This window comes from Rhodococcus pseudokoreensis (genome assembly GCF_017068395.1).
Classification (GTDB): domain Bacteria; phylum Actinomycetota; class Actinomycetes; order Mycobacteriales; family Mycobacteriaceae; genus Rhodococcus_F; species Rhodococcus_F pseudokoreensis.
The window spans coordinates 6,294,874-6,321,538 of record NZ_CP070619.1; the positions used below are offsets into that span (position 1 = coordinate 6,294,874).

The 26,665-nt window shown below is 69.7% G+C and carries 28 protein-coding genes; 11 read left to right on the forward strand and 17 right to left on the reverse strand.

Annotation, left to right across the window (positions count from 1 at the left end):
* Both JWS13_RS33870 and JWS13_RS33875 read left to right on the forward strand, forming a co-directional pair.
* Positions 1–1,422: a sensor histidine kinase gene (locus JWS13_RS33870; protein WP_206009821.1), complete on the forward strand. Its 1,422-nt coding sequence runs from the start codon at positions 1–3 to the stop codon at positions 1,420–1,422.
* A complete protein-coding gene (locus JWS13_RS33875; RefSeq protein ID WP_206009822.1) occupies positions 1,419–2,360 on the forward strand; it encodes a TAXI family TRAP transporter solute-binding subunit in 942 nt (313 codons plus the stop codon). Before JWS13_RS33870 ends, JWS13_RS33875 begins: the two co-directional genes overlap by 4 nt.
* A gap of 7 nt (positions 2,361–2,367) precedes the next feature.
* Here JWS13_RS33875 and JWS13_RS33880 read toward each other — a convergent pair whose 3' ends face one another.
* The 3 genes from JWS13_RS33880 to JWS13_RS33890 are packed head-to-tail and all read right to left on the reverse strand — an operon-like array spanning position 2,368 to position 5,548.
* Positions 2,368–3,132: a trans-aconitate 2-methyltransferase gene (locus JWS13_RS33880; RefSeq protein ID WP_206011849.1), complete on the reverse strand. Its 765-nt coding sequence runs from the start codon at positions 3,130–3,132 to the stop codon at positions 2,368–2,370.
* 47 nt (positions 3,133–3,179) lie between these two features.
* On the reverse strand, positions 3,180–4,337 hold the full coding sequence (locus tag JWS13_RS33885) for an acyl-CoA dehydrogenase family protein (protein ID WP_124391164.1): 1,158 nt from the start codon (positions 4,335–4,337) through the stop codon (positions 3,180–3,182).
* A gap of 17 nt (positions 4,338–4,354) precedes the next feature.
* Positions 4,355–5,548: an acyl-CoA dehydrogenase family protein gene (locus JWS13_RS33890; protein WP_206011850.1), complete on the reverse strand. Its 1,194-nt coding sequence runs from the start codon at positions 5,546–5,548 to the stop codon at positions 4,355–4,357.
* A gap of 211 nt (positions 5,549–5,759) precedes the next feature.
* On the opposite strand from JWS13_RS33890, the gene JWS13_RS33900 reads away from it, so the two are divergent.
* From JWS13_RS33900 to JWS13_RS33925, 6 genes are all read left to right on the forward strand, one after another.
* Positions 5,760–7,088 carry an MFS transporter gene (locus JWS13_RS33900; RefSeq protein ID WP_206009823.1) on the forward strand — a complete coding sequence of 443 codons (1,329 nt, stop codon included), beginning with the start codon at positions 5,760–5,762 and terminating at the stop codon, positions 7,086–7,088.
* 84 nt (positions 7,089–7,172) lie between these two features.
* Positions 7,173–8,306 (forward strand): thiolase family protein, encoded by a 1,134-nt coding sequence (locus tag JWS13_RS33905; RefSeq protein ID WP_206009824.1) that lies wholly within the window; start codon positions 7,173–7,175, stop codon positions 8,304–8,306.
* A 34-nt stretch (positions 8,307–8,340) separates the two neighbouring features.
* On the forward strand, positions 8,341–9,105 hold the full coding sequence (locus tag JWS13_RS33910; protein ID WP_087559092.1) for an SDR family NAD(P)-dependent oxidoreductase: 765 nt from the start codon (positions 8,341–8,343) through the stop codon (positions 9,103–9,105).
* A 17-nt stretch (positions 9,106–9,122) separates the two neighbouring features.
* Positions 9,123–10,772 (forward strand): class I adenylate-forming enzyme family protein, encoded by a 1,650-nt coding sequence (locus JWS13_RS33915; protein ID WP_206009825.1) that lies wholly within the window; start codon positions 9,123–9,125, stop codon positions 10,770–10,772.
* A gap of 79 nt (positions 10,773–10,851) precedes the next feature.
* Positions 10,852–11,205 (forward strand): hypothetical protein, encoded by a 354-nt coding sequence (locus JWS13_RS33920; RefSeq protein ID WP_206009826.1) that lies wholly within the window; start codon positions 10,852–10,854, stop codon positions 11,203–11,205.
* Positions 11,198–11,830, forward strand: coding sequence for a Dabb family protein (locus JWS13_RS33925; RefSeq protein WP_206009827.1), 633 nt, complete (start codon positions 11,198–11,200; stop codon positions 11,828–11,830). The genes JWS13_RS33920 and JWS13_RS33925 overlap by 8 nt, the downstream gene beginning before the upstream one ends.
* Here JWS13_RS33925 and JWS13_RS33930 read toward each other — a convergent pair whose 3' ends face one another.
* The 6 genes from JWS13_RS33930 to JWS13_RS33955 all read right to left on the reverse strand — a co-directional run bounded on the left by JWS13_RS33930 (position 11,831) and on the right by JWS13_RS33955 (position 17,995).
* Positions 11,831–12,658 carry an enoyl-CoA hydratase/isomerase family protein gene (locus JWS13_RS33930; protein ID WP_206009828.1) on the reverse strand — a complete coding sequence of 276 codons (828 nt, stop codon included), beginning with the start codon at positions 12,656–12,658 and terminating at the stop codon, positions 11,831–11,833.
* 131 nt (positions 12,659–12,789) lie between these two features.
* Positions 12,790–13,680: a LysR family transcriptional regulator gene (locus JWS13_RS33935; RefSeq protein WP_206009829.1), complete on the reverse strand. Its 891-nt coding sequence runs from the start codon at positions 13,678–13,680 to the stop codon at positions 12,790–12,792.
* Between the two features lie 4 nt (positions 13,681–13,684).
* Entirely contained in the window at positions 13,685–14,563 is an 879-nt protein-coding gene (locus tag JWS13_RS33940) for a LysR family transcriptional regulator (protein ID WP_206009830.1), read from the reverse strand.
* Positions 14,564–14,610: 47 nt separating this feature from the next.
* Entirely contained in the window at positions 14,611–15,372 is a 762-nt protein-coding gene (locus JWS13_RS33945; protein WP_206009831.1) for a crotonase/enoyl-CoA hydratase family protein, read from the reverse strand.
* On the reverse strand, positions 15,369–16,430 hold the full coding sequence (locus tag JWS13_RS33950; protein ID WP_206009832.1) for an MBL fold metallo-hydrolase: 1,062 nt from the start codon (positions 16,428–16,430) through the stop codon (positions 15,369–15,371). Before JWS13_RS33950 ends, JWS13_RS33945 begins: the two co-directional genes overlap by 4 nt.
* Positions 16,427–17,995: a long-chain-fatty-acid--CoA ligase gene (locus JWS13_RS33955; protein WP_206009833.1), complete on the reverse strand. Its 1,569-nt coding sequence runs from the start codon at positions 17,993–17,995 to the stop codon at positions 16,427–16,429. Before JWS13_RS33955 ends, JWS13_RS33950 begins: the two co-directional genes overlap by 4 nt.
* Before the next feature lie 168 nt (positions 17,996–18,163).
* On the opposite strand from JWS13_RS33955, the gene JWS13_RS33960 reads away from it, so the two are divergent.
* Entirely contained in the window at positions 18,164–18,529 is a 366-nt protein-coding gene (locus tag JWS13_RS33960) for an ArsR/SmtB family transcription factor (RefSeq protein ID WP_072947193.1), read from the forward strand.
* Positions 18,530–18,537: 8 nt separating this feature from the next.
* Complete coding sequence (locus JWS13_RS33965; protein ID WP_241032445.1) at positions 18,538–19,734, forward strand: CaiB/BaiF CoA transferase family protein; 1,197 nt, start codon at positions 18,538–18,540, stop codon at positions 19,732–19,734.
* A 106-nt stretch (positions 19,735–19,840) separates the two neighbouring features.
* Here the strand turns inward: JWS13_RS33965 and JWS13_RS33970 are convergent, their stop codons facing one another.
* The 8 genes from JWS13_RS33970 to JWS13_RS34005 form a co-directional block, all read right to left on the reverse strand.
* Positions 19,841–20,269 (reverse strand): hypothetical protein, encoded by a 429-nt coding sequence (locus JWS13_RS33970; RefSeq protein ID WP_087559208.1) that lies wholly within the window; start codon positions 20,267–20,269, stop codon positions 19,841–19,843.
* A 192-nt stretch (positions 20,270–20,461) separates the two neighbouring features.
* On the reverse strand, positions 20,462–21,064 hold the full coding sequence (locus tag JWS13_RS33975; RefSeq protein ID WP_087559207.1) for a DUF8020 domain-containing protein: 603 nt from the start codon (positions 21,062–21,064) through the stop codon (positions 20,462–20,464).
* Positions 21,065–21,246: 182 nt separating this feature from the next.
* On the reverse strand, positions 21,247–22,317 hold the full coding sequence (locus tag JWS13_RS33980; protein WP_206009835.1) for a class I SAM-dependent methyltransferase: 1,071 nt from the start codon (positions 22,315–22,317) through the stop codon (positions 21,247–21,249).
* A 50-nt stretch (positions 22,318–22,367) separates the two neighbouring features.
* A complete protein-coding gene (locus JWS13_RS33985) occupies positions 22,368–23,162 on the reverse strand; it encodes an energy-coupling factor ABC transporter ATP-binding protein (protein ID WP_206009836.1) in 795 nt (264 codons plus the stop codon).
* A complete protein-coding gene (cbiQ, locus tag JWS13_RS33990; protein WP_206009837.1) occupies positions 23,159–23,923 on the reverse strand; it encodes a cobalt ECF transporter T component CbiQ in 765 nt (254 codons plus the stop codon). The genes JWS13_RS33985 and cbiQ overlap by 4 nt, the downstream gene beginning before the upstream one ends.
* A gap of 2 nt (positions 23,924–23,925) precedes the next feature.
* Positions 23,926–24,273: a PDGLE domain-containing protein gene (locus tag JWS13_RS33995; protein WP_206009838.1), complete on the reverse strand. Its 348-nt coding sequence runs from the start codon at positions 24,271–24,273 to the stop codon at positions 23,926–23,928.
* Positions 24,270–24,965 carry an energy-coupling factor ABC transporter permease gene (locus JWS13_RS34000; protein WP_160094548.1) on the reverse strand — a complete coding sequence of 232 codons (696 nt, stop codon included), beginning with the start codon at positions 24,963–24,965 and terminating at the stop codon, positions 24,270–24,272. Before JWS13_RS34000 ends, JWS13_RS33995 begins: the two co-directional genes overlap by 4 nt.
* Before the next feature lie 127 nt (positions 24,966–25,092).
* Positions 25,093–26,019: a DNA-3-methyladenine glycosylase family protein gene (locus JWS13_RS34005; protein ID WP_206009839.1), complete on the reverse strand. Its 927-nt coding sequence runs from the start codon at positions 26,017–26,019 to the stop codon at positions 25,093–25,095.
* Positions 26,020–26,091: 72 nt separating this feature from the next.
* Between JWS13_RS34005 and JWS13_RS34010 the strand changes: the two genes are divergently transcribed.
* A complete protein-coding gene (locus tag JWS13_RS34010; protein WP_206009840.1) occupies positions 26,092–26,634 on the forward strand; it encodes a ribonuclease H family protein in 543 nt (180 codons plus the stop codon).
* The last annotated feature ends 31 nt before the right edge of the window (positions 26,635–26,665 follow it).

The window sequence follows — 26,665 nt, forward strand, 5'->3', positions numbered from 1 at the left end:
GTGCGCCGCCGGGTGCTCGCCGTCCTGCTGGTGTTCGCGGCCGTCGCAGTGGTGGCCTTCGCCGTCCCCCTTGCGCTGGCCACCAGCGCCGGGCGGACTCAGGCCCTGCGGCTGAGTCGGGAGGCGGACGCGACGCATTTCGCGAGCCTCGCCGGGCAGACCCAGGCCCCCGGAAGTACCACGCTGCTGCGGGAGGAGGTGGCCCGCTACCACGAGTTGTACGGCGAGGGCGTCCTCATCGTCGACGCCAGGGGCAACGTCCGCGCGGGGGCGGGACTGTCGCCGGACGACACCGACGTCGCCGCGGCGATCACGGCGGGACTGCGCAACCAGAAGCAGGGGATCAGCGGTTCGCTGACCCCGTGGTCGGCGAACCGGGTGCTGTCGGCTGTGCCCGTCGGCACCGGGGCGCAGGTGGACGGCGCCGTCGTGCTGGACGTGTCCACCCGCGCCGCCCGGGAATCCATCCGGACGTCGTGGCTGGTGATCGTCGCGGGGGCGCTCGGCGCGCTGGCAGCGGTCACGGCCGTCGCGATCGCGCTGTCCCGGTGGACCGTTCGCCCGCTCGGGGCGCTCACCGCCAGGGTCGGCGCCCTGACCGAGGCGGTCCCGTCGCCGCGCCCGCGGGCGGGTCGCAACTCCGGGAGGCCCTCCGGCCGGTACAGCGGACCGCCGGAGGTGCAGGAACTCTCGAAGGCGTTCGACACCATGTCGGGCGCCGTCCAGGCGTCGGGTCAGGCGCAGCGTCAGCTGATCGCGGACACCGCCCATCAGCTCCGAAACCCGCTCGCGGCCCTGCACATCCGGCTCGATTCCCTCGGCCCGCACGTCGCCGAGGCCGGTGCCGAAACCTACCGCCGGACGGGGATGGAGGTCGATCGGCTCGGCGGAATCCTGGACGGACTGCTGGCGCTCGCCGTCGCCGAATCACCCGCCGACGCCGGCGAGGACGAGTCCGCGCGCGGCGAGTGCGACATCGGTGCCGTTCTCGCAGACCGTGCCGACGCCTGGACGGAGGCCCTCGGGGATTCGGGGATGGCCCTCGCGTTCCGGCCACCGGCCGAACCGCTGGTCGCCGACTTCCGGGACAGTCACCTGTCCCAGGTCCTGGACGTCCTGCTCAGCAACGCGCACGCGTACGCCGGCCGCGGGGCGACGGTCCGGATCGACACCGGAAGATCCGCCTCGGGAATCGAGATCCGGGTCAGCGACGACGGCGTCGGGGTGAGCGAGGACGAGATCGGCAAACTGTCTTCGCGGTTCTTCCGCGGGTCCGGGGCCGCGCAGCAGGGCACCGGGCTCGGACTGTCCATCGCGACCGCACTGGTCGAGGGCGGCGGTGGAACGCTGACGGTCGCTGCGGCCCGGCCGCACGGGCTGCAGGTCACGCTGACGCTTCCGGAACCGGCGGTGCCGGCGTGATCACGCGACGAACACTGCTGCGCGGCGTCCTCGCCGCGGGCGCGACCGCGGCCACGGGTGCGGTTCTCGCCGCATGCTCGGATGGCGGCGCCGATCCGCTGCGGCTCGCCGCGGGTGAGGAGGGCGGATTCTTCTGGGAGTTCGCCCAGTTGACGGCCGCGGCCGCGGAACGTGCCGCACTGCCGGTGCGGATCGTCCCGCTCCGGACCGCCGGGTCGATGGAGAATCTGGCGGCGCTGGCGTCCGGGGAGGCGGAACTGGCCCTGAGCCTCGCCGACGCCGCCGTGTCGGCGATGGAGGCCGGCGCCGCATTCACCGCCCTCGGCAAGGTGTACGAGAACTACATGCAGCTCGCGGTGCGCGCCGATTCCGGGATCACGGACACCGCGCAGCTGCGGGGCACCCGAATCAGTCTGGGCGCCACAGGCTCCGGCGCGGAATTGACGGGCGAACGTATCCTCGACGTCCTGGGCCTGGCGGGTCCGGAAGACGTGACGCGACTGCACCTGTCGATGACCGACGCGGGGCAGGCCCTACGGGACGGCACCGTCGACGCGGTGCTGTGGGCGGGCGGGGTGCCGACGCCGTCGTTCGCGGATCTCGGGATCCCGCTGCGACTGCTCGACCTGTCCGCCGAACTGGAGCTACTGCGGGTGCGGTTCGGCCCACGATACGAGCCGGTGCTGATTCCGCCCGGCACGTACGGACAGCAGACGTCGGTCGCGACGATCGGTCTCGCGAACCTGCTTCTCGCCGACCCGTCCGTGTCCGACGACGCCGCGGGCGCGATCGTCGAGGTGCTCATCGACCACGCGGCGGAACTGGTGCCGGATCAGGCGACCGGCAGCCAGTTCCTGGACCGGCAGTCGCTGATCGTCACCGCCGGCGTGCCGCTGCATCCCGGAGCGGCCGCGGCGTACCGCAGGCACCACGGCTGACCGGGGTCTACTGCACCCGGGCGGCGACGAAGATGCGCCGGAACGGGAAGAACGTGCTCCCGTCCGGTCGCCGGGGATACGCCTCGTCGAGGAGCGGGACGAGTTCGTCGCGGAAGCGGTCCCAGTCCGGCGCCGAGAGGGCATCCTTGACCGGTCGGAGCGCCGTCCCGGTGATCCATTCCAGCACCGGGTTGTCCCCGGTCAACTGCTGGACGTACGTGGTCTCCCAGGCGTCGACGACGCACCCGGCGTCCGCGAGCAGTCCCGCGTACCCGACGGGATCGTCGACGACGTTCTCCGCCCGGAACGGCACGTCCGCCAACCACCGGGACCACCGCTCGGCCCCGGCGAGGTCCCGGACGATCGCGTGCGAGGGCGCGTCGAAGTTGCCGGGAACCTGCACCGCGATCCACGCCCCCGACGGCAGCTGTGCCGGCCAGCGGCGCAACAACTCCCGGTGCTCGGGCACCCACTGCAGGGCGGCGTTGGAGACGACGACGTCGGTGTCGGGCTGCGGCGTCCAGTCGCGCACGTCCAGCCGGGCGGCGTCGAGTCCGCGGTCACGTGCGGCCCGCACCATCTCGGCTGAGCTGTCGGACGCCTCCAGGACGGCGTCCGGCCACCGCTGGGCGAGGCTGACGGTCAGGTTTCCCGGGCCGCAGCCGAGGTCGACGACGCGGCGGGGTGACCGCGTGTCGACGCGCGACAGCAACTCGTAGAACGGGCGCCCGCGATGGTCCGCGAAGGCGAGGTACTTGTCCGGATCCCAGATGTCGTCCACGCCTTCAAACGGTACGCCCATACTGTTGCCGTGTGGGGTCAGAGGCCGAGATCCTTCGCGATGATCGTCTTCATGACCTCGCTCGTCCCGCCGTAGATGCGGGACACCCGGGTGTCCGCGTACAGGCGCGCGATGGGGTATTCGAGGATGTAGCCGTAACCGCCGTGCAGTTGCAGGCACTTGTCGATGACCCGGCCCGCGGCCTCGGTGCAGAACAGTTTCGCCTTCGCGGCGTCGGCGACCGTCAGTTCGCCCGCGTCGTGCAGTTCGAGTGCGCGGTCGGCCATCAGCTGGATCGCCTCGACCTCGGTGGCGCACTCGGCGAGCACGAACTTGGTGTTCTGGAACGCCGCGACGGGCTTGCCGAACACCTTGCGCTCCTTGACGTACGCGATCGCGTGCTGCAACGCCGCGGCCGCGGTCGCCGACCCGCCGAGCGCGATGGACAGACGTTCCTGCGCGAGGTTGTGGGTGAGGTAGCTGAACCCGGCCCCCTCCTCGCCGAGGCGGTCCGCCACGGGCACCTGCACGTCGGTGAAGGACAGTTCGGCGGTGTCCGACGCCTTCAGGCCGATCTTCTCGATCTTGCGGCCCACCGCGAAACCCTCGGCGGTCGTGTCGACGACGAGGATGGTCAGTCCGGCCCGGCGGTCCTCGGGGGTGCTGGGCGCGGTGCGGCACACCACGAGGATCCGGTCGGCGAGCGCGCCGCCGGTGATGAACGTCTTCGCGCCATTGAGGACGTAGTGCGACCCGTCCGCCGACAGCTTGGCCGACGTCGCGATGTTTGCGAGGTCGGAACCGGTGCCCGGCTCGGTCATCGCGATGGCGAACATGATGTCGCCGGACGCGAATCCGGGGAGCCACCGCTGCTTCTGCTCGTCGCTGGCGTACTCGAGCAGGTACGGCAGGATCAGGTTGGTGTGCACGGAGTAACTGCCGAACGTGACACCCGCGGCCGCCGTCTCCTCGCCGACCACCGCGGCGAACTTGAAACTCTTCTCACCGCCGCCGCCGAACTCCTCCGGCACCTGGATCCCGAGCACGCCGAGCTCGCCGAGCCGGCGGTAGAAGTCGCGAGGCGGATGCCCTTCGCCCTCCCAGTCGTGGTGGACGGGCGCGACTTCCTTGGCGATGAAGTCGCGGATCGTCTTCCGGAACGCGTCGTGATCTTCGTTGAACACCGTACGCTGCACGGGTTGTCTCCTTCGGATTACAGTGCGTAACTGCGCAGTACGCCCTTGCTGATGATCATCTTCTGAATCTCGCTGGTGCCCTCGCCGATGAGGAGGAACGGTGCCTCGCGCATCAGACGCTCGATCTCGTACTCCTTCGAGTAGCCGTAGCCGCCGTGGATGCGGAAGCTGGCCTGGGTCACCTCGGAGCAGTACTCGCTGGTGAGGTACTTGGCCATGCCCGCGGCGACGTCGTTGCGTTCCCCGGAATCCTTCAAGCGGGCCGCGTTGACCATCATCAGATGCGCGGCTTCCACTTTCGTCGCCATCTCGGCGAGGCTGAACGCGACCGCCTGGTGTTCGGCGATCGGTTTGCCGAACGTGCTGCGTTGCTGCGCGTACCGGGCGGCGAGCTCGAACGCCCGGATCGCGACCCCGCACGCGCGGGCGGAGACGTTGACCCGGCCGACCTCGACACCGTCCATCATCTGCGAGAACCCGCGGCCCGGGGTTCCGCCGAGGACGTCGCCGGCAGAAGCGCGGTAGTTGTCGAACAGCAACTCGGTGGTGTCGATGCCCTTGTAGCCCATCTTGTCGATCTTCCCCGGGATGGTGAGGCCAGGGCGGACCTCACCGAAACCGGCGGGCTTCTCGATCAGGAACGTGGTCAGGTTGTCGTGCGGCTTGGCGGCGCCCTCCTCGGTGCGCACCAGTGCGGCGACGAGCGTCGAACTGCCGCCGTTGGTGAGCCACATCTTCTGGCCGTTGATCACGTAGTCGCCGTCGGCGTCGCGCTTGGCCTTGGTGCGGATCGCGGCGACGTCGGAACCCAGCTCGGGCTCGGACATCGAGAACGCGCCACGCACCTCACCGGTCGCCATCCGCGGCAGGTAGTGGTCCTTCTGGGCGTCGGTGCCGTGCTGACGGATCATGTACGCGACGATGAAGTGGGTGTTGATCACACCCGACACGCTCATCCAGCCGCGGGCGAGTTCCTCGACGCACAGCGCGTACGTGAGCAGGGATTCGCCCAGCCCGCCGTACTCCTCGGGGATCATCAGCCCGAACAGGCCCATGTCGCGCATCTTGTCGACGATGGCCTGGGGGTAGGTGTCGGAGTGTTCGAGTTCCTGTGCGGCCGGGATGATGTCGCGATCGACGAAAGTGCGCACGGTGTCGACGATCTCGGTCTGGAATTCGGTCAGACCGAGGGTGTGGGCGAGGCGGCTCATGGTTTCAGAATGCCCGATCCGCGGGTGCCCTTCTAGAGGTGTTCGGGCTATCTGTCGGATAGCGCAGTCCAATGCACCCGCACCCCGGCGACCCATAGGCTGACGTAGCCGGTGCCTTCGCCGAGTACGTATTGATCGACGGCTTCCCGGTCCGTTCAATGAATCGAGACACTGTGACCCACGCCACGACATACTCCGAAGGGATCACCACGTGACCCGCTCCTCTGCCACCCTCGACCGGGCCGTCGCCATCGGTTCCGAGTCCCGCAGCCGCGCTTGGGGCCTGACCGCGCTCCTCGTGCTGCTCTACGTCGTCAACTACGCCGACAAGGCCGTCCTCGGCATCATCGCCCAGCCCCTCGCCCACGAACTGGGGCTGAGCGCCTCGCAGATCGGGCTGGTGGGCAGCCTCTTCTTTCTGACGTTCACCGTCGGCGGCTTCTTCGCCGGTGCTCTGAACCGCTGGTTGTCGCTCCGGTGGGCGCTGCTGTTGCTCGCGATCGCCTGGTCCGTCGCGATACTTCCGCTCGTGGTCGTCGCGAGTTTCGCGGTGCTCCTGGTCAGCCGCCTGCTGCTCGGGCTCGCGGAAGGTCCGAGTTCCGCTCTGCTTCACACGGGGGCGTACTCGTGGCACGCCCCCGCCAAGCGCGGACTGCCGAGCGCCCTGCTCGCCGGCGCCGCATCGATCGCGAAGATCGCCGTCGCGCCTGCTCTCGCATTCGTGACCGTCACGTTCGGATGGCGCTACGCGCTGGTCGCACTGGCCGCCATCGGAGTTCTGTGGTGCGTCGTCTGGCTCACCGTCTGGAGCGAGGGCCCGTACATCCGCAGCGGGAAGGGCGCCGATTCCGCGGTTGCCGGTGACGCCGGTGAACCGGCGGTGCCGTGGGGTCGCATCTTCCGGACCCGCACATTCATCAGTGGCGCGCTTCTCGTCATGAGCGTGTACGCCCTGGTCGCCGTGGTTCTGACGTGGCTGCCGTCGTACTTCGAGGTGGGCCTCGGGTACAGCCGCCTGCAGGCCGGCTCCATGTTCGCGTTCCCGAGCATCGCCGGGCTGATCCTGATGCTGCTGTCGTCCGTCATCGGCGACCGCCTGCTCGCACGCGGCTCGACGTCCCGCGTGGTCCGCGTCGTCGTCCCCGCCGTCGGGGTGCTGATCTGCGGTGCGATCCTGCTGGCCCTCCCGTCCATCACCGCGCCCGCGGTGGCCGTCCTCGTCGTCTCCGTCGGCTACGGCTTCGCCGCGTCGGTGTTCCCGCTGCTCAACGCGGCGATCTCGGAGATCTGCCCGCCCCGCCAGACCGCGGGCACCCTGGGCGTCTTCCTCGCCGTCATGGCGATCGGCGGACTCGTCGCCCCCTACGCGACGGGTCTGATCGTCGACGCGGCCTCCTCGCCCGCCGAGGGGTACGCCACCGCGTTCCAGGCCCTCGGACTCGTCGCCGCCGTGTGCGCCGTCGGTGCGCTCCTCTTCGCGAACCCCGAGCGCGACAAGAAGCTGGTCCGGGGCGACGCTGCGGTCATAGGCACGAACTAACGCTGCGATCGGCCGAAAGTCGTTGTGCTGACGACTTCGCCCGTGATTGATTCGAGTCACCCCCTCAGATCGAAGGAACACACCATGCGCGATGCAGTGATCGTCGACGCCGTCCGCACGCCCATCGGGCGGCGTGGCGGTTCCCTGTCCGGAATCCACCCCGCAAACCTGTCGGCGCACGTTCTCGAGGCCCTCGCCGCGCGCACCGGACTGTCCCCGGATCAGGTCGGCGACGTCGTCTGGGGTTGCGTCAGCCAGGTGGGGGAGCAGGCAGGCAACGTCGCCCGCACCGCCGTGCTCGCCGCCGGTTGGCCCGAGACCGTCCCGGGCACCACCCTCACCCGGGCGTGCGGGTCGAGCCAGCAGGCCGTGAGCTTCGCCGCCGCCACCGTCATCGCGGGCCACGAGGACATCGTCGTCGCCGGTGGTGTGGAGTCGATGAGCCGGGTTCCGATGGGCAGCGCGAGCACGAACGGTGAGCACTTCCCGGCGGCCGTCCTCGACCGGTACGGCGTCGGCGGGTTCAGTCAGGGCACCGGCGCCGAGATGATGGCCGAGAAGTGGGCACTGTCCCGACAGGCACTCGACGAGTACGCGCTGCGATCCCACGCACTCGCGGCGCAGGCCGCGGACCGGGGCGCATTCGACGGGCAACTCGCGCCGCTCTCCGACGTCCTCGCCGGGGACGAGGGGATCCGCCGCGGCGGCACCCTCGAATCGCTCGGCAAGCTGAAGACCGTCTTCAAGGAGGACGGCGTGATCCACGCCGGCAACTCCTCGCAGATCTCGGACGGAGCGGGTGCGCTGCTCATCACCACGAGCGAGAAGGCCGCCCAGCTGGGCCTGACCCCGATGGCCCGCATCCACACGTGCGCCGTCGCGGGCGACGACCCGGTGATCATGCTGACCGGACCTATCGCCGCGACGGAGAAGGCACTGTCCCGCTCGGGACTGAAGATCGACGACATCGGCGCCTTCGAGGTGAACGAGGCGTTCGCTCCCGTCCCGATGGCGTGGCAGGCGGAGACCGGCGCCGCGACCGACCGGCTCAATCCGCTCGGCGGCGCCATCGCAGTCGGGCACCCGCTCGGCGGATCCGGGGCGATCCTCATGACCAGGCTCGTCCACCACATGCGGGACAACGGCATTCGGTACGGACTGCAGACGATGTGTGAGGCGGGTGGCCTCGCCAACGCCACCATTCTCGAACTTCTCTGATCCGACAACATCTTTCGAAGGGAACACACGCACGATGGAACTCAAGGGAATCTCGACCGCGGTCACCGGCGGCGCGTCCGGTCTCGGGCTGGCGACGGCCCGCCGGCTCGTCGACGCGGGCGCCCAGGTCACGCTCATCGACCTGCCGAACTCCGACGGTGAGGCGGCGGCGAAGGAATTGGGCAGCGCCGCCCAGTTCGCCCCCGCCGACGTGACCGATTCCGAGCAGTTCGCGGCCGCACTCGACGTCGCCGACGAGCGCGGCGGACTGCGCGGCCTCGTGCACTGCGCCGGTGCCGGACGCCGGATGCGCATCCTCGACTCCGACGGCAAGGCGGGCTCCGTCGAGGACTTCGAGTTCGTGATCCGGCTCAACCTCGTCGGGTCGTTCAACGCCCTGCGGCTCGGGGCGGAGCGGATGGCGCGGCAGGAGGAGATCGACGGCGAGCGCGGCGCGGTCGTGCTGACGGCGTCCGTCGCCGCATTCGAAGGCCAGATCGGCCAGATCAACTACACCGCGTCGAAGGCCGGCATCGTGGGCATGACGGTCACCGCGGCCCGCGACCTCGCCAGCCGTAACATCCGGGTGTGCACCATCGCCCCGGGGATCATGGACACCCCGCTCCTCGCCCGGCTGCGCGACGACGTGCGCGCGTCGCTGGAGAAGTCGGTGCCGAATCCGTCGCGTCTGGGCAAGCCGAGCGAGTTCGGGCAGCTCGCCTGCCAGATCCTCGAGAACGGCTACCTCAACGGCGAGACCATCCGCCTGGACGGTGCCATCCGCATGGCACCCCGCTGACGAGTAGGGGACCGAACGTGAACAATCCCGCACCGGCACTGCACTATCCGGAACTGACGATGGCGGCGTTCCCGCCCGGCATGGCACTCCTGTACGGCGACCGGCCCGCGGTGGTCGACGGCGACGCCGTGTGCACCTACCGCGAACTCGACGAGCGGTCGGGAGCGTTCGCCGCCGCGCTGCGGGATGCGGGGGTGACCGAGCGCGACGTGGTGCTCCTGCACCTCGGCAACTGCATCGAGTTCGTCGTGGCCTACTACGGCGCGCTGCGGGCAGGGGCGACCGTCACCCTGGTCAACCCGCTGCAGCCCGGCCCCGGACTGCGCTCGCAGATCCTCGACACCGCTGCGGTCGCCGCCGTCACCCAGCCCGGGCAGCTGGACACCCTCACCGAGGCGGCGAGCGGCACCACCGTCCGCACCATCGTGGTGGCCGGCCTCCCGGCGGGCGCCGGTCGCGGTCAGTTCGGGTTCGAGGAATTCGTCCGCGGGTACGCCACCGCGCCGTTCACCCCGGCGGTGTCCGGGGACGACGTCGCCCACCTCGCCTACACCGGCGGCACCACCGGGTTGTCCAAGGGCGTGCGGGTACTGCACCGCAACGTTCTCGCCAACGTGACCCAGATGATCGCGTGGCGGGCGGGCCACGAGGTGCGGGCCACCGCCGACGGCGGAATCGAACTGCGTCCCATCGAGAGTCTCGGCGACCGCGGTGTGGTGCCCGGGGCCGGCGCGACCGTCGTCGTGTCGCCGCTGTTCCACGCGCACGCGCTGATCAACATGTCGTTCCTGCTGCTGTGCGGGGCGACGCAGGTGTTCGCCGGACGCTTCGAGCCCGGCGGGATGCTGGAGTTGATCGAGACGAACCGCGCCACGTACATCACCGGGAGCCCGGCGATGTGGCACGCCGTCGCCACGCATCCCGACGCCGCCACCCGGGACACCGATTCGGTGCGGGTGGTCTCCTCGGGTGCCGCACCGATCGACCACGTGACCCTCGAGGCGCTGGGGCGGGCGTTCCCGGCGGCGAGCGTGGTCGAGGGATACGGGCTGACGGAGGGAACCTGCCTGGTCGCCTCCGCGCCGCTGACCGGCTCCGTCGCCTACAAGCTCGGCAGTGTGGGGTTGCCGGTCTTCGACACCGAGGTGCAGATCCGCGCCCAGGACGACTCCGGTGCCGTACTGGACGCCGGCGCCCGCGGCAAGCTGTGGGTCCGGGGACCGCAGGTCACGGACGGTTACCTGAACCATCCGGAGATCACGGCGCAGCAGTTCGTCGACGGCTGGCTCGACACCGGCGACATCGCCTACCTCGACGAGGACGGGTACCTGTTCATCTGCGACCGCACCAAGGACATGCTGATCTACAAGGGCTACAACGTGTATCCGCGTGAGCTCGAGGAGATCCTGGTCTCGCACCCGGACGTGTCCTCCGCCGCCGTCGTCGGCCGGGAGGCGGGCAGCGTCGGCCAGGAACCGGTGGCGTTCGTGGTGCCGATGCCCGGCGCGACGATCGACGGGGATGCGTTGTCCGCGTTCGTCGCCGAGCGGGTGCTGCCGTACAAGAAGGTACGCGACGTGGTGGTGGTCGAGCAGTTGCCGACCTCGGCGGCCGGGAAGATCCTGAAGACGAAGCTGCGCGAGCAACTCGCGACCGCGGCGACGTAGCTCCCGCTGGGTGGACGAAACCCTGTGACGCGCTCCCTCCGTCCCCTACCGTCCTGGTAGTGGGAAGGAGGGAGCGCTGATGGTTGCGGCAGAACCGATCGTGTACATCGTCGACGAGATGGTGGTGACGCCCGGCCGGGCGCGCGCGCTTCTCGCCGCCTACCTGGAACGCTATGCGCCCGGCGCGATTGCGCGCGGCCTGACACTGGACCGCGTGCTCGTCTCGCCGCCGGTATGGCTCGAGGACCAGTCCAACACCGTCAGTGTCAGCTGGACCGTGCGCGGCGCTCGCGCCTGGTGGCACCAGAGTCTTCTGGCACGCCACGACGCGGACGTGCTGCGCTGGTGGGAGGACGCCGACGAGCTTCTCACCATCCGGCGTCGCACCATCTCCTGCTCGCCCGCGGACGTGGAGGTCGCGGCCGATGTTTAAGGTCACCAAGCTCATTCACCTCGTCGCCGAGTCCGACGACTCCGCCGCTGCGTCGCTGGCAGGCAGGCTGCGCGACGTCGCGGCTCCGCGGGCTCGGCGCGTTCTCGTGGCACCGACCCTGGCCGGTGGCATCAACGGCGGCGACATGATCGCGCACCTCCACTTCGACGACGAATCCGACTGGCGCGCCGTCGAACCCGACATCACCGCACAGCTGTCCATCCCCGAGATCGAGCACGTCGACAGCGTCGGCTACACGGGCTTGCCCACTCCCGCCCCACGCGCCCTCGAACCGGCCGTGTACCGGACACTCCTCGTCTCGGTCGAAAATTCGGCCGACCCGGCAGTGGTGGAGCAGTTCGAATCCGAGACGCGGGCGATGCCGGACTACATCCGCACCATCGGGACGTCGCAGCTGAGCCGGGTGCACGCGTCGGCCGGTTCGGCGCCGTGGACCCACGTCTGGGAGCAGGAGTACGCCGACCTCGACGGACTGTCCGGCCCGTACATGACGCACCCCTACCACTGGGCGCACATCGACCGGTGGTTCGATCCCGAACGCGGGCCGCGGATCGTCACCCGACTCTGCCACAGCTTCTGCGCGATCGACGGCGCGATCATCTGACTACGACGGTTGCGGCACCTGCCATTCGCCGCTGAAGGCGGGGGGACGCTTCTCCACGAAGGCGCGCAAAGCCGCCGGTGCGTCGGTCGCGAAGTTGACCGCCTGCGAACGGGCCTCGTTCTCGAGTGCGTCCCGTAGCGACGACGTCGTGCCGTCCTCGATCAGTCGCGCCGACTGCATGACGGCCACGGTCGGCGACGCGGCGAGGCCGGCGGCGAACCGGGCGACCGTGGCGTCCAGTTCTTCCGGTTCGACGAGTTCGCTGACCAGCCCCAGCGCGTCCGCCTGCTCGGCGTCGATCATCTCGGCGAGCATGACCAGCCGTTTCGCCCGGTGCAGTCCCACCATGCGCGGCAGGAGCCAGGAGCCGCCGAAGTCCACCGACAGGCCGCGTTTGGCGAAGATCTGGCTGAACTGCGCGTCGCGCGAGGCGATGAGCAGATCGCACAGCAGCGCCAGGTTCCAGCCCGCCCCGACGGCGTAGCCGCGCACCTTCGCGATCAGTGGCTTGGGGAACTCCGCGACCGCCAGCGCCGTCGCGTTGATCTGCCGCATCCGGGTCAGTGGGTGCATCGGGGCGCGCTTGTCGAGGTCTGCGCCGGTGCAGAAGTCGCTGCCCGCCCCGGTGATGATCACGACGCGGGTGGCGTCGTCGAGGGCGAGTTCGGCGAGTGCCTCGCGCAACGCGATCCACGAGTCGAGGGTCATCGCATTTCGCCGCGTGGGCCGGTTTAGCGTGATCGTCGCGACCGCGCCGTCCCGGCTGATCACGACGTCGGATTCTGCCGCTGCGGCCTCGGGGGTGGAGGTGAGGGATTCGATGCTCATGCGCGGCTCCAGACGTCGGCGCGGTTCTCGGCGACGCCCCGGGTGGCCGGCGCCGTGCCGCTCCCAGCCAGTCGATCACCGGAGACGTTCCACCGCAAGGTCGTTCTGGGACACACAGGATGAGGCGAAACCTATGAACTCTGTTCAGGGTTCGAGGTGTGCGCCCGCACCAGTTCGACGAACGCGTGCCCGACGGGGGAGAGCATGTCGGGGTCGAACGCGATCCCGAACGTGCGGGCGAACGTCGGCTCCGCCCGGCGGACCACGGCGCGGTCCTGGGCCGCCTCCGCGATCGACCGTTCCAGCAGGGTTCCGCCGATCCCCGCGAGTACCAGGGGAAGTCGCGCCTCGCGGTGATCGGACAGCGCCGCGAGGTGCGGGCGGGCTCCGGCGTGACGGATCGATTCCTCGATCTCGTTCGCGACGGAGTGGCCGCGGGGAACGAAGACCATCGGGACGTCGGGGAGGTCGGCGAGCGGAACCGGTCCCTCCGGCAGGTCGGTGCCCGGCGGGTACACGAGCCAGTACTCCTGTTCGCCGAGTTCGAGGACGTCCAGCCGGGCGTCGTCGAGCGGGAGGTGCGCCACCACGAATTCGCAGTGCCCGTCCTCGATCAGCGACCCGGCCTGGGCCTCGTCTTTCAATTCACCCAAGCGCACCAGCACATTCGGGTGGGTCCGCCGGAATTCGGTGACGAGGTCGACGAGGGGCCCGATTGCCAGCGCCGGAAACGCCATGACGTCGAGGCGGCCGGCGAGTGCCCCGTCGGAGGTGGCGAGTAGGTCTTCGACGGCGGTGACGTCGCGCAGGATCTGCCTGCTCGGCCCGACCAGGCTGCGGCCTGCGGCGCTGAGCACCATGCCGCGGCCGATGCGGTGGAACAGTTGCACGCCCAGTTCCCGCTCGAGCCCGCGCAGTGCCTGCGAGATGGTGGGTTGTGCGACGCCGAGCGACGCCGCGGCCCCGTTGATGCCCTCGTGTTCCACGACAGCGAGAAAGTACTCGACCTGACGCAACTCCATGTGGTCAGTTCCCCTCTCGAGTTGCCGTGGCCTGCGCGATCGAGACGAACGCCGAGGCCGCGGGCGATCCCGGGCCGGACCGCTGGACGAGACCGACGGGGCGTGTCAGTTTCGGCGTCATCGACCGGATCGCGACCCCGCGCAACTGTTCCTCGGCGACCAGGCGGGGCAGGACCGTGGCCCCCGCGCCGCGCATCACCAGTTCCCACGTCGCGCCCGGGTGGGTGCAGTCGACGACGACGTTCGCGGGGTCGCCCACCAGTTCCGTGATGAGGGCCGCGTCGCTCTTGTCGCCGAGATCCTGGATCAGGGGAATGTCCCGGACCGCCGAGCGGGGCACCGGATCGGGGAGGGTCTCGGCGAGCGCGTTCGGCAGGGCCAGGACCAGTTCCTGATCGCGGATGGGGACCGAGTGCAGCGCACTGTGGTCGACGGACAGATCGATCACCCCGAGTTCGGCCTCGCCGCGGCGCAGGGCACCGAGAACGCCGGTGGGGCCGTCGGCGTCGATGACGCGGACCGTCACCCGGGGGTACTGCTCACGGAACCGGCGCACCAGGTCGACGATCGGATCGATCGAGAACGCCGCGTACGTGACGACGTCGACGCGGCCGGACACGAGTTCGCGCACGGCAGCGACCTTGGCCTTGGCCCGCTCGACGTCGGCGAGGATGCGCCGGGCGGCGACGTCGAGCGTGCGGCCGTCCTCGGTCAGTTCGAGACGCCGCCCGGTGCGGTCGAACAGGGTGACACCGAGGCGGCGTTCGAGTGTGCGGATGGCCTGCGAAAGGGACGGCTGTGAGATGTAGAGGGACTGCGCGGCCCTGGTGATCCCGCCGTGATCGACTACCGCGACGAAGTAGGTGACGAGATGCAGGTCCACGCCGTCATCGTACGGAAGCTGTGACGCGGGCCGTGCCGGTCATGCGGCTATCGGCCACGCCACACCGGCGGGCGCTTCTCTGCGAACGCACGCGCACCCTCCTGGGCGTCCTCGGAGGCGAACACCGGATCGAGGAAGCGGCGTTGCCCGGCGAACGCGTCGGGGTCGGTGTAGGCGGCCGACATCGCGACGACCTGTTTGGTGGCCCGGACGGCGAGGGGACCGTTGGCGGCGACCCGGGCCGCCAGTTCGCGCGCGGCGTCGAGGGCCTGACCGGGCTCGGTGAGCCGGTTGACGAGTCCGTGCGCGTGCGCGACCTCGGCGGTGAGGGGATCGCCGGTGATCGCCATTTCCATCGCGATCGGGTACGGCAGCACCTTCGGCAGCCGCAGCAGACCGCCCGCTGCGGCGGCGAGGCCCCGCTTGACCTCGGGGATGCCGAACTTGGCGTCGCGGGCCGCGACGATCAGGTCGGCCGACAGCGCCAACTCGCAGCCGCCGGCGAGCGCCCACCCTTCGACGGCGGCGATCAGCGGCTTCGTCGGCGGGGCCTCGGTGAGTCCGCCGAATCCGCGGCCGGGCAGCGACGGCCGTTCGCCGCGGCTGAACGCCTTCAGGTCCATGCCCGCGCAGAACGTGCCCCCGGCGCCGGTGAGGATCGCGATCGTCAGGTCGGGCCGCGCCTCGAATTCGTCGATCGCGGCAGCGAGTGCCTTCGCGACCTCGAGGTCGACGGCGTTCTTCGCCTCCGGGCGATTCAGGGTGATGACGGCGACGCCGTCGGCGAATTCGGTGAGAACCACACTCATGGGGTGACTTCCTTACGGGAGGTGGGGGTCCAGCGTTCGGGGTGGCCGCCGACCGAGCGGATGCTTCCGCGGTCGGCGAGAACGAGCAGGTGGGCGTGAGTTTCGCGGACCGCGAGGCGGAGCAGGCGGTCGGACATGGTGTCGAACGGACGCGACCACGAAATGTGTTGCGAGATCTCCCACGCCGTCGATTCGGGGCGCACGCTCAGAGCGGCGACGATCTCGGTGAAGCGTTCCTCGTGATGACCCATCAGCTGCCGGGCGCGGTCGGCGATACCCCGGAACCGGTACTCGTGCGCGGGCAGCACCTCGCCGTCGGGCATCGTGGTGGTGGCGTGCAGCGACAGCAGATACCGGTGCAGCGGATTTTCCAGTTCGCCGGGGACCGTCGAGATGTTGGGACTGATGCGCGGCAGCATGTGGTCGCCGCTGAACATGAGGCCATGGGTGCCGTCGACGAACGTCAGATGACCGGGCGTGTGCCCCGGTGTCCAGACCGCCCGCAGATCCCAGCCGGGCAGGTCCAGGGGAGTGCCGTCGCCGAGTACGACGTCCATGGATTCGCCCGGCCCGAGCCGGACGAGGTCGACGCGGGCCGCCGCGAGGATGCCGGTGGGTGCCCCCAATTGGGCGAGTTGGGTGTTCCACGTGTGTTCGTCGGCTGCGGTGTCCGCCGGCGAATGGTGGCCGAGCAGTGCGGCATCCGCGCCGTGCATCGCGAGCGCGGCCCCGCTGACCTCCCGCAGCCGGGGTGCGAGACCGAAATGGTCGGGATGCAGGTGGGTGACGGCGGCGTACCGGACGTCGGTGACGTGGTGCCCGGTCTGCGCGATCCCGTCGACGAGGGCCCGCCACGACTCCTCGGAATCCCAGCCGACGTCGATCAGCGCGAGACCATCGGGGATCACGAGTGCGTAGATCAGGACGTACCGCAACGGGTTTCGCGGCATGGGAACCGGGATCGACCACAATCCGGGGCGCACCTGCTCGACGGGTGGCAGCACGCCGCGGGCCCAGGCCTCACGCTGGACGGTACCGACGTCTTCGGTGACGATCACGACGACACCTCCGTGTCGCGGAGTCCTTCGCGCAGGGCGCGTTTGAGGACCTTGCCGCTCGCTCCCCGCGGAAGTTCGGCGACGTAGACGATCTCGCGCGGCTTCTTGTACGACGCGAGCCGGTCGGCGGTGAACGCGATCAGGTCCTGCTTGTCCGGTGCGTCCAACGGATCGACGAGCCGGACGACCGCCGTCACGGTTTCGCCCCAGGTCCGGTGCGGCACACCGACCACCGCGACCTCGGCCACCGCCGGATGCTCGGCGAGCACCGTTTCGACCTCGATCGGGTACACGTTCTCGCCGCCGGTGATGATCATGTCCTTCACCCGGTCGGTGACGAACAGATAGCCCTCCGCGTCGAGGTGCCCGGCGTCGCCGGTGCGCAGGAAACCGTCGTGGGTGAGCAGGTTCGCCGTCTCGTCGGGCTGTTTCCAGTAGCCCGCGACGTTGTTGCGTGAGCGGCACACGATTTCCCCGGATTCGCCCACCGGGAGCCGGGCGCCGGTCAGCACGTCCCGGATCTCGACCTCGACACCGGGCATGGGTCTTCCCGCGGACCGCAGCAGATGCGCGCGGTCCCCGGACGGGTCGTGGTCCCGGGCGGCGAGGGCGGTGACCGAGCCCGTCGTCTCCGTCATGCCGTAGCGCTGCACGAATCCGCAGCCGAGGCGATCGATCGCCCGCCGCAGCAGTGTGGTGGTGATCGGCGCCGAACCGTACGCGACCAGCTCGAGGCTCGACACGTCGTAGCGTTCGAGGCCGGGCACGTCGAGGAGCATCTGAATGGTCGAGGGAACCAGGAAGGCGTGGGTGATGCGGTGCCGGTCGATCAGTTCGGCGACCTGCCGGGCATCGAACGCACCGAGCAACACCACGTGGACGCCCGCGGACAGGCACGTGCTCAGCCAGCCGGCGCCCGCGATATGGAACAGCGGCAAGGCGTCGAGTGCCACCGAGTCGGGTTTCCAGTGGTAGATCAGCAGGCCGTCGGGTTCGTTGTGCAGGTTGCGATGTGTCGCGACCACACCCTTCGGACGCCCGGTCGTGCCCGACGTGTAGAGCTGCAGCACCTCGGCGGCGGGGTCGTCGCCGAGCCCCGGGTCGGTGGCGGTGCCCGACGCGACCAGCCGTTCCCACGTCCAGGCGCCGGGCGGAAGGGTGTCGCCGTCGGCCGCATCGACGACCACCACGACGACCTGCGGGAGTGCGTCGCGGACGGCGTCGGCGGTGGCCGCGAATTCGGATTCGACGATCAGCACCTCGAGCCCGGCGTCGACCGCGACCGCGGCGGCCTCGGCGGCGGGGAGCCGCCAGTTGAGCGGGACGAACACGAGCCCCGACTTGGCAGCGGCCACGAACGTCTCGACGCCCTCGGTGCGCATCCGCAGCAGTGCCCCGATGCGGCCTCCCCGGGATGTCAACGTGGACAGCGCTGTTGCGATCCGGTTGGTCCGCCAGTCGAGTTCCGCGTACGTCAGTGTGGTATCACCGCACGTCACCGCGGGTGCTCCGGGCCGTTCCGCGGCGTGGTGCCGCACGCGCTGGGGGAGATGCAGACCGCTCACATCAGGCTCCTCGATGAGTCGTCGACGCCGCCGGGGGACTGGGTGACGTGTGGTGCCAGTCGACCACCGGTGTGAGTGCGGAAACAAAGTCACAGAGCCGAACGGACAGTGAGGAATCGCCTATGGATGCCGGGCCGGGCGTGTTCGCGGCGTTTGTAGACTGGCGTGATGGCCGCCACCCCCGCCCTGAACCCCGAGGACGTTCGGCGTGCGGCGGCGGCACTGCACACCCCCGACATCGACGGCTGGGCCAACCGGTTCGAACTGCTCTCGGACGGCAACCGCCTCCGGCTGCTGCTGTGCCTGCACCACGCCCCCGACATCTGCGTCGGCGACCTGGCGGCGGCCCTCGACATGACCGGGACCGCCGTCTCGCACGCGCTGCGGCTGCTCCGCAACCAGGGGTGGGTGTCGGCGACGCGGGACGGCCGTTCGATGCGGTACCGGCTCACCGACGACACCGTGCACGAACTGCTGCACACCATCGGTGCCACGCACTATCACAATCACACGGGCGCCGAAGAAGAAAGGTGAATCCCGACATGGAGAACGACCCCGGACTGCTGCCGCTCGACGGCATCACCGTCGTGGCACTCGAGCAGGCCGTGGCCGCTCCGCTCGCCACCCGCCATCTCGCGGACATGGGCGCGCGGGTCATCAAGATCGAACGCGTGGGGGAGGGCGACTTCGCCCGCAACTACGACGACGCGGTGTTCGGGCAGGCCTCGCATTTCGTGTGGCTGAACCGGTCGAAGGAATCGATCGGCGTCGACCTGAAGTCCGAGGTCGGGCGGGACACCGTCGCCCAGCTGATCGCGAAGGCCGACGTCTTCATCCAGAATCTCGCACCCGACGCCGCCGACCGCCTCGGGTTCGGCGCCGACGCACTGCGCGCCGGGCATCCGGAACTGATCGTCGTGAACATGTCGGGCTACGGCTCGGCCGGGCCGCGGCGCGAACGCAAGGCGTACGACATGCTGGTCCAGGCGGAAACGGGGATGATCTCGGTGACCGGCACCCCGGACACCGCGACCAAGACGGGTGTACCGGTCTCCGACATCGCGGCGGGAATGTATGCGATGACGTCGGTCCTCGGTGCCCTGTTCCGGCGGCAGCGCACCGGTGTGGGAGCGCGGATCGACGTGTCGATGTTCGACGCGACCGCGGAGTGGCTGGGCCATCCGATGTACATGAAGATGTACGCCGACAAGCAGATCCCGCGCGTCGGGCTCGGGCACGCGGCGATCGTCCCGTACGACTCGTATCCCACCCTGGACGGGCAGATCCTCATCGGCGTCCAGAACGACCGCGGCTGGCGGCAACTGGTGACGGACGTGTTCAAACGACCCGACCTCGCCGACCATCCCCGGTTCGCGACCAACATGCTGCGGGTGCAGCACCGGGCGGAGGTGGACGCCCTGGTGGCCGAGGAGACGCAACGTTTCACCAGCGCCGCCCTCGACCAGGCGCTCGCGGACTCCGGGATCCCGGCGGCGGAACTCAACGACCTGGGCGGGCTGATCGAGCACCCGCAACTCGAGCAGCGCGACCGCTGGCGTGACGTCGGGACCGAGGCCGGGCCGATCCGGGCGATGCTGCCGCCGATGACGTTCTCCGACGTGGAGATGCGGATGGGGGACGTGCCCGCGCTCGGCGCGCACACCGATCTGATCCTCGGGGAGCTGGGCTGGTCGGCGGAGGACATCGCGAGCCGCCGCGCAGAGGGTGTCGTCGGCTGACCCGGCAGATCAGTTAGCGCACTAACTGGTCATGCATCAACCAGTCGTGGGCGGACACGCCGCAGCCCCGGCCCGAGTGAGGCCGGGGCTGCAGCCCGCTCTTCGCTCAGGGTGTGGCGAAGAACTTCTCTACGGCAGGCTGGGCATTGGGGTTGCCCACACCGATACCGATGACGGCGCCGGCGATGGTGCCGACCACGGTGCCGACGATGCAGCCTGCGATGAAGTTGGGGAAGATCGACACGCACCCGATGGCCATGCCCACGTTGGAACCGATCGCCATGCCCTGCAGGCCCGCGTTGTTCCAGCCGGTATTGATCTCGTTGGTCATTGTGTCGAAGGCGTCCTGCTTGGTCTCGTTCTCCGGGAAGAACTGCTCGGCCACCTGGCTGCTACCGCCGTCGGCGGCCGGGGTCATGAGCGGCTGCGACCAGTCGATTCCCTGCGGTGCCGGATCGGCGTACGCCGTTCCCGCCCCGACGGCCATCGCGGACACGACGAATATGGACAATGCCAGAGTTCTCAAGAGTTTCATGGAAATTCCCACCATGTCGTAGGACGAACACGATCCCCACCTGAGTGCACCGAACATCGTTGTGCGTGGACCATATTCGCTGGAAAACCGGAACGGCTACATGCATATGTGGGTGCGCGGTGATGCTCCCCGTGTGCGAACTAACCCATAGTCCTCCCGAAATCGTCGCTCGAGGTCGGAACGGAAGCCCTGCTACAGGGTTCCGAGGAATTCGTAAACCGCCGGTGTCGCAGCGGGGTTCGCGTTGCTGATCCCGGTGACGGCGCCGATCGCCGCGCCTACCGCGGCACCGGGGAGACACCCGCCGAGGATGAGGAAGATGCACCCGGCGACGAATCCGATGCCTGCGCCGATCGCGGTCGCGGTCCCGCCGCCGTTCACCCAGCCGATCTCGAGCTGCGTCATCATGTTGGCGTACGCGGAATCCCTGTCGACAGGGGTGAGCGCGAGTGTTCCCGCGACGGGGGTCGTCGTGGGTGTCAGGCTCAGGAACCGGCCGCCGTCGGTGACGAGCGGATCGATCGCGAACTGCACACCGGCGATCGAGTAGCGCAGTGGGATCGTGCCCACCGGAGTTCCCGAATCGTTGACGATGTCGACGGCGGCGGCCGTCCGCGACAGCGTGAATTGTCCCGCGTCGAGTGCGGTGCCGACCGATCGGCCGTCGGCACTGAGACTGGTGTGCGAGATGACGGCCTGGTCGGCGGGAGTGGGGGCGGCGTACGCGGTACCCATTCCGACGCACAGGGTGGCGATCAACAGCGCTGCGGGCGCTGTCACTCTATGCAGTTTCATGGTGTTTCCCATGCGTAGTAGCGGATGACAAACGACAAATCTGGTTCGACCTGGCGCTTCACAGTTGCCCCGACCGGCGAAAGCGTCCGTAACCTGCCTACTGCAGACATCTTCCCCCTTCGGGCGCCCCAGTTTTCGGCCTTTCCGCAAAATACGTACGTATCGGGGTACCGGTGCGAGGATTACACCGTCAGCCGGTAGAACCGGAAGAACCCGAAATCCTCGATCGGCAGGACGTCCATGGTGCCGAAACCGGCGGACTCGGCGTAACCGCGCAATGTGCTCGGGCGCATGACCGTTCCGGTGCCCACGCTGGGAGTGTGGTTCATGCCGTCGGGCAGGCACACGGTGAGACTGAAGCCGTACATCAGTCGTTCGACGTCGCTTCCCGGCGCGGAGAATTCGTCGTCGACGGCCTCGTCCATCACGATCATCGCACCGCCGGGGGCCAGCGCCCTGCGGACCGCGGCCAGCACCTCGACCGGCGCGGGCATGTCGTGGATGCACTCGAACGCGAAGGCCGCGGTGCAACTGCCCTCGGGGATTCCCGCGGCATCCGATTCGGTGATCGTGATCCGATCGCTGACATCCGGTCGTTCGTGCACGTTGGACCTCGCGAGTTCGACGGTCGCGGTGTCGATGTCGTAGCCGTGGAGCGTGGCGTCCGGGTAGGCGCGCGCGAGTGCGATCGTCGACCAGGCGCCGCCGCATCCGACGTCGGCGATGGTGGCGCCGGGCGTCCGGAGCAGCGCGTCCACCTCGGGGACCGACGCCAGCGCACCGGGAAGAACCTGCTCGTACCACGGCCGATTCATATCGGCCTGCGATTCACGGGCATCCGCGCCGTACTGGGACCACCCCACCCCGCCGCCGGTGCGATACGCCTCCAGCAGTGCGGGCATCTGCGTGGTCGCGGCGACGAAGATCCGCGCGAGCGGTGCCAGATAGTTGAGACTCTGCTCGTCCGTGAGCACTTCGGCGGCACCGGCGGGGAGCGTGAACTTCGGCGGCGTCGCGGCGTCCACCGTGAGCAGTCCGGACACGGCCTGCTGCTCGAGCCACTCGCGCGCGTACCGCGGATGAGTGGAGGTGCGTTCGGCCAGTTCGTCCGCGGTCGCCGGGCCTTCCGACGCGAGACTGCGGTACCAGCCGAGGCGGTCTCCCAGATGGACGGCCAGCAGGTCGATGGCCCCGAGCGACGCGTCGAAAATGCGCTGGGACACCGTCGCGGCGTCGGCTTCGGGTGTGGACATCGCTGACCTCCGGTCGGAGTGCGGGCGAAGCTTCGTCACTCCATCGTGGGCTACCCGGTCGGCGGTGTCACGGATCGTTCGCCGGGCGAATGAGGCCCGGTCGTGGGAAGCCGGAAACCCCACGGCAACTCGAGGCGATGCCGGGCGAGCAACTCGGCGTCGCCGAGCAACTCCAGGATCGGACCGTCGGCCACCAGGCGCCCCTCGTCGAGGATCACGGCGCGCGTGCACAACTGGGCGGCGTACGGGAGGTCGTGCGTGACGAGCAGGTGCGTGGTGTCGATACCCAGCAGAACCTCGGCCAGTTCGCGCCGGGCGACGGGGTCGAGATTGCTCGACGGCTCGTCCAGCACGAGGACGTTCGGGGCGCACGCGAGGACGGTGGCCAGCGCGACCCGGCGCCGCTGGCCCACCGACAGGTGCGCGGGGTTGCGGCCGGAATGCGCCGTCATGTCCACGGCCGCCAGCGCGTCGCGCACCCGCTCGTCGAGCGTGGTTCCGGTGACCCCGAAATTGGCCGGACCGAACGCGACGTCCTGCGCGACGGTGGGCATGAACAACTGGTCGTCGGGGTCCTGGAAGACGATCCCGACCCGCCGCCGGACCTCGCGCAACGTGTCCCGCGACGCCCCCTGCGACAGCGCCAGCCCGCCGACCGTGACGCTGCCTTCGGTGGCCGTCAGAATGCCGTTGAGGTGCAGCATCAGTGTGGTCTTGCCGGCCCCGTTCGGACCGAGGACGGCCACCCGCTCGCCGGCTTCCACGGTGAGGTCGATCCGGTGCAGCGCGGCCCGGCCGTCCGGATACGCGAACGAGACGCTCTCGAGGTGCACGGCCGGGGTCATCGGAGCACCCACGTCGTGAGACAGATTCCCACCGCGCACACCGCGGGCACGAGCCCCGTCCGCCACGCCGCAGCGGTCGCCGGGGGCGCCCCGATCGTGGGAACCGAACCCGTGAACCCGCGCGAGAGCATCGCCAGGTGGACGCGCTCGCCGCGCTCGTAGGAACGCACGAACAATCCGCCGACGCCCCGGGCGGCGGCGCCGATCTGCCGGAACGTGCGGGGGTCGTCGCCGCGGGACAGCCGGGCGGTGCGCATCCGCTCGACCTCGGCGGTGAGCAGGTCGAGGTAGCGCAGCATCAGAACGACGATCGTGGTGAGCATCGCGGGCACGCGCAGCCGCGCCAGACCCAACGGCAGGTCGCGGGCCGGCGTCGTCGCGGCGAGCGTCAACGAGACGAGGACGCCGAGAGTGCCCTTCACGAGAATGCCCCAGGCCGCGTAGAGGCCCGCGACGGACAGCGACAGTCCGGCGACGGTGACGCGGGCGCCGCCCTCGGCGAACGGCAGCAGCACCGCGAGCGTCACGAACGGCAACTCGATCAGCATCCTCGGCCCGATCCACGTGAGCGCGATGCCGGCGATCCGCCAGATCACGATCAGGACGGCGAGATACCCGGCGAACGCCCAGAACGCTTCGCGTGGCGTCGCGACCACCGCGAAGACGAAGACGACGGCGCAGACGATCTTGACCTCGGCGGGAAGTCGGTGCAGGGGGGAGGCACCGTCGAGGTAGAGCGGATGGGCGTGACCGGCTCCCACGGTCAGGGGCTCGTTCGGTTGCGCCGCGCGCGGGACAGCAGCCAGAACAGGCCACCCGCGACGACGAACGTCGCGGTCGCGCCGATGACGCCCGCGACCCCGGTGAGATGCGCCCGGCCGCCCACCGTGTAGTCGGCGAGCGGCGAGTCCGACAAGTGATGCGCGGACGCGTTCCGGGCGATGCAGTCACCCACGAGCGCCTCCCCGGTATCGGTCTGCACGGTCTCGCACCCGCGCGTCGTCGCGGCATCGAGACCGTCCGGACTCGGGCTGGCGAGGTAGGAGACCGCACCGGCGACGAGCAGCGCCACCAGCGCGAAGCCGATGAGGAAGCGGCGGAGGGAGATCACGCGCGCACCTCCACTCGCCGGGGCGCCGTCCGCAGCAGGTACACGAGGTCGGGGCGGGCCTTCGCGACGGCCGTCACCGTGACGGCCGTGATGATGCCCTCGCCGATGCCGATCAGCACGTGCGCCCCGAGCATGTAGGCGGCCACCGCGCCCAGCGAGGTCGACTCCCCGGACGTGACGTGTCCGCCGATCGCGTACTCGAGCACGAAGCCCATCGACGCCGCCACCGTTCCGCACAAGGCCGCAGCGAACGAAATCCCGCCGAGGACGCGGAATCGCAGTCGTTCCTGCCGCACGACGAGCGGACGCAACGCCACCGCGACGCCGTATCCGACGACCACCCCGATGATCGCCATGTTGGTGATGTTCGCCCCCAGTGCTGTCAGCCCACCGTCGGCGAACAGCAGGGCCTGCACGATCAGCACGATCGAGATGCAGAGCATGCCGGTGTACGGGCCGACCAGGATGGCGGCGAGCGCGCCGCCGAGGAGGTGGCCGCTCACACCGGGAAGGATCGGGAAGTTGACCATCTGGACCGCGAAGATGAAGGCCGCGACGAGACCGGCCATCGGCGCGGTGCGTTCGTCGAGTTCCGAGCGCGCGCGCCACGCGGCGATCGACAGTCCCAGCGCGGCGACGACGACGAACAGCAGGGAGGTCGGTGCGTTGATCAGGCCGTCGCTCATGTGCATTGCCACGGATTCCACGGCGTCTCCTCCGGCCGGCAGCTGATCCTTCGAAGTCTAGTTGTTCGTATGAACACTTGAACAGGTGTTCATAGGTAACGGAATGCCGGTAGGTGGAGTGTGCGAACGAGGTTCAGTGCCAGCTGTGGTCGACGAGCGTCGTGCGGGGCCCGAACTTGGGTTTGACGGCCTGCCCGCTCACCTCGAGCAGTCGCACGGCGCGCTGGCGGTGCGGCTGCAGCGGGGCCAGATACTCCACCATCCCGGCGTCGTCGAGGGGCTTCCCGAGCAGCGACCACCCGACCATCGCGGCCAGGTGATAGTCGCCGACCGACAGGGCATCGGGATCGCCGAGCGCGCGCTGCGACACCTCGGCCGCCGTCCAGATCCCGACGCCGGGAATGGACATCAGCCGGCGATTCGCCTCCTCGCGGGGGAGGTCGACGATCTTCTCGAGCCGATCGGCGACCTGCGCGCAGCGGACGATCGTGCGGGATCGGCCTGGGTCGACGTTGGCCCGGTGGAATTCCCACGACGGCACCCGCCGCCACACGTCCGCGGTCGGCGGCAGCCGCATCCCGTCCGGGGCCGGACCGGGAGCAGGCGCGCCGAACTTCCACACGAGATGCCGCCACGACGCGAACGCGGCGATACCGTGCACCCGCTGCTCGAGGATCGCGGGCACGAGGGCCTCCAGCACCCGGTCCGTGCGGCCGAGCCGCAGGTGCGGGAAACGCCGATGGGCCTCGACGAGGATCGGATGGTCGGGGGCGAAGTCGGCGCACTCGTCGTGGTCGCCGACGAGGCCGCCCAGTCCCGCGGCCAGCTCGTGGGCACCCGCACCCCACGCCTGGCAGCGCACCGAGTGCCGGTCGATCTGGGTGAGGCGATAGGTGACCGGACCCGACCTCTGCACCGACGTCCGCCAGATCGCGCCGTCGGCCGTCCGCCGGTGGCAGGGGTCGCCCTTCCCGCGCTGCAACGGCTGCAACGACATGGCGACGTCCAGGGGACGCCGCGCGGTCACGGTGGTCTCGACCACCTCCAGTGAAGCCGTCATCAAATGAAGCGTATCCACTGTGAAGGCGACCGCTACCGGCGGCTGTCGGAGCGCGCACGTAAAGTCCCAGCCATGATCATCGTGAGTACCGACGGATCCTGCCTCCGCAACCCCGGTGGGGCGATCGGCTGGGCATGGGTCAATCACGAGGGTCCCAGCCAATCGGGTGGCGAACCCTCCGGGACCAACCAGATCGCCGAGCTGCGGGCGCTGCTCGAAGCGATCACCGCGCATCCCGGCGCCGATCCGCTGCTGATCGAATCCGACTCCCAGTACGCCATCAAGTGCGCGTCGGAATGGCTGCCCGGGTGGAAACGCAAGGGCTGGAAGACGGCGGGCGGCGCTCCCGTCAAGAACCTCGGACTGGTGCAGTCCATCGACCGGGCCATCGCCGAACGCCCCGGGCCGGTCCGTTTCCGCTGGGTCCGCGGCCACGTCGGCAACCACTACAACGAGATGGCCGACGTCCTCGCCGGCGAGGCGGCCCGTGCCGTCGCATCCGGCGCGGTCGCACCGGCGCCGGTCGCTGCCCCGGCCCCGGCCCCGGCCCCTGCCGCTGCACCGGCGCCTGTCGCGCCGGCACCCGAGCCCGAGGACGCGTTCACGCTGTTCTGAGTCGGCCCGTTCCGATCCGCCGGGGTCCGTG

Coding starts and splice junctions, on each gene's coding strand:
- JWS13_RS33890 (WP_206011850.1), bottom strand. CDS start 5,548: ATGAGCCGCCTCGCCCACACCCTCGGTCTGACCGAATTCCAGACCGAG.
- JWS13_RS33905 (WP_206009824.1), top strand. CDS start 7,173: ATGCGCGATGCAGTGATCGTCGACGCCGTCCGCACGCCCATCGGGCGG.
- JWS13_RS33910 (WP_087559092.1), top strand. CDS start 8,341: ATGGAACTCAAGGGAATCTCGACCGCGGTCACCGGCGGCGCGTCCGGT.
- JWS13_RS33920 (WP_206009826.1), top strand. CDS start 10,852: ATGGTTGCGGCAGAACCGATCGTGTACATCGTCGACGAGATGGTGGTG.
- JWS13_RS33925 (WP_206009827.1), top strand. CDS start 11,198: ATGTTTAAGGTCACCAAGCTCATTCACCTCGTCGCCGAGTCCGACGAC.
- JWS13_RS33930 (WP_206009828.1), bottom strand. CDS start 12,658: ATGAGCATCGAATCCCTCACCTCCACCCCCGAGGCCGCAGCGGCAGAA.
- JWS13_RS33935 (WP_206009829.1), bottom strand. CDS start 13,680: ATGGAGTTGCGTCAGGTCGAGTACTTTCTCGCTGTCGTGGAACACGAG.
- JWS13_RS33945 (WP_206009831.1), bottom strand. CDS start 15,372: ATGAGTGTGGTTCTCACCGAATTCGCCGACGGCGTCGCCGTCATCACC.
- JWS13_RS33960 (WP_072947193.1), top strand. CDS start 18,164: ATGGCCGCCACCCCCGCCCTGAACCCCGAGGACGTTCGGCGTGCGGCG.
- JWS13_RS33965 (WP_241032445.1), top strand. CDS start 18,538: ATGGAGAACGACCCCGGACTGCTGCCGCTCGACGGCATCACCGTCGTG.
- JWS13_RS33970 (WP_087559208.1), bottom strand. CDS start 20,269: ATGAAACTCTTGAGAACTCTGGCATTGTCCATATTCGTCGTGTCCGCG.
- JWS13_RS33975 (WP_087559207.1), bottom strand. CDS start 21,064: ATGAAACTGCATAGAGTGACAGCGCCCGCAGCGCTGTTGATCGCCACC.
- JWS13_RS33980 (WP_206009835.1), bottom strand. CDS start 22,317: ATGTCCACACCCGAAGCCGACGCCGCGACGGTGTCCCAGCGCATTTTC.
- JWS13_RS33985 (WP_206009836.1), bottom strand. CDS start 23,162: ATGACCCCGGCCGTGCACCTCGAGAGCGTCTCGTTCGCGTATCCGGAC.
- JWS13_RS34000 (WP_160094548.1), bottom strand. CDS start 24,965: ATGCACATGAGCGACGGCCTGATCAACGCACCGACCTCCCTGCTGTTC.
- JWS13_RS34005 (WP_206009839.1), bottom strand. CDS start 26,019: ATGACGGCTTCACTGGAGGTGGTCGAGACCACCGTGACCGCGCGGCGT.
- JWS13_RS34010 (WP_206009840.1), top strand. CDS start 26,092: ATGATCATCGTGAGTACCGACGGATCCTGCCTCCGCAACCCCGGTGGG.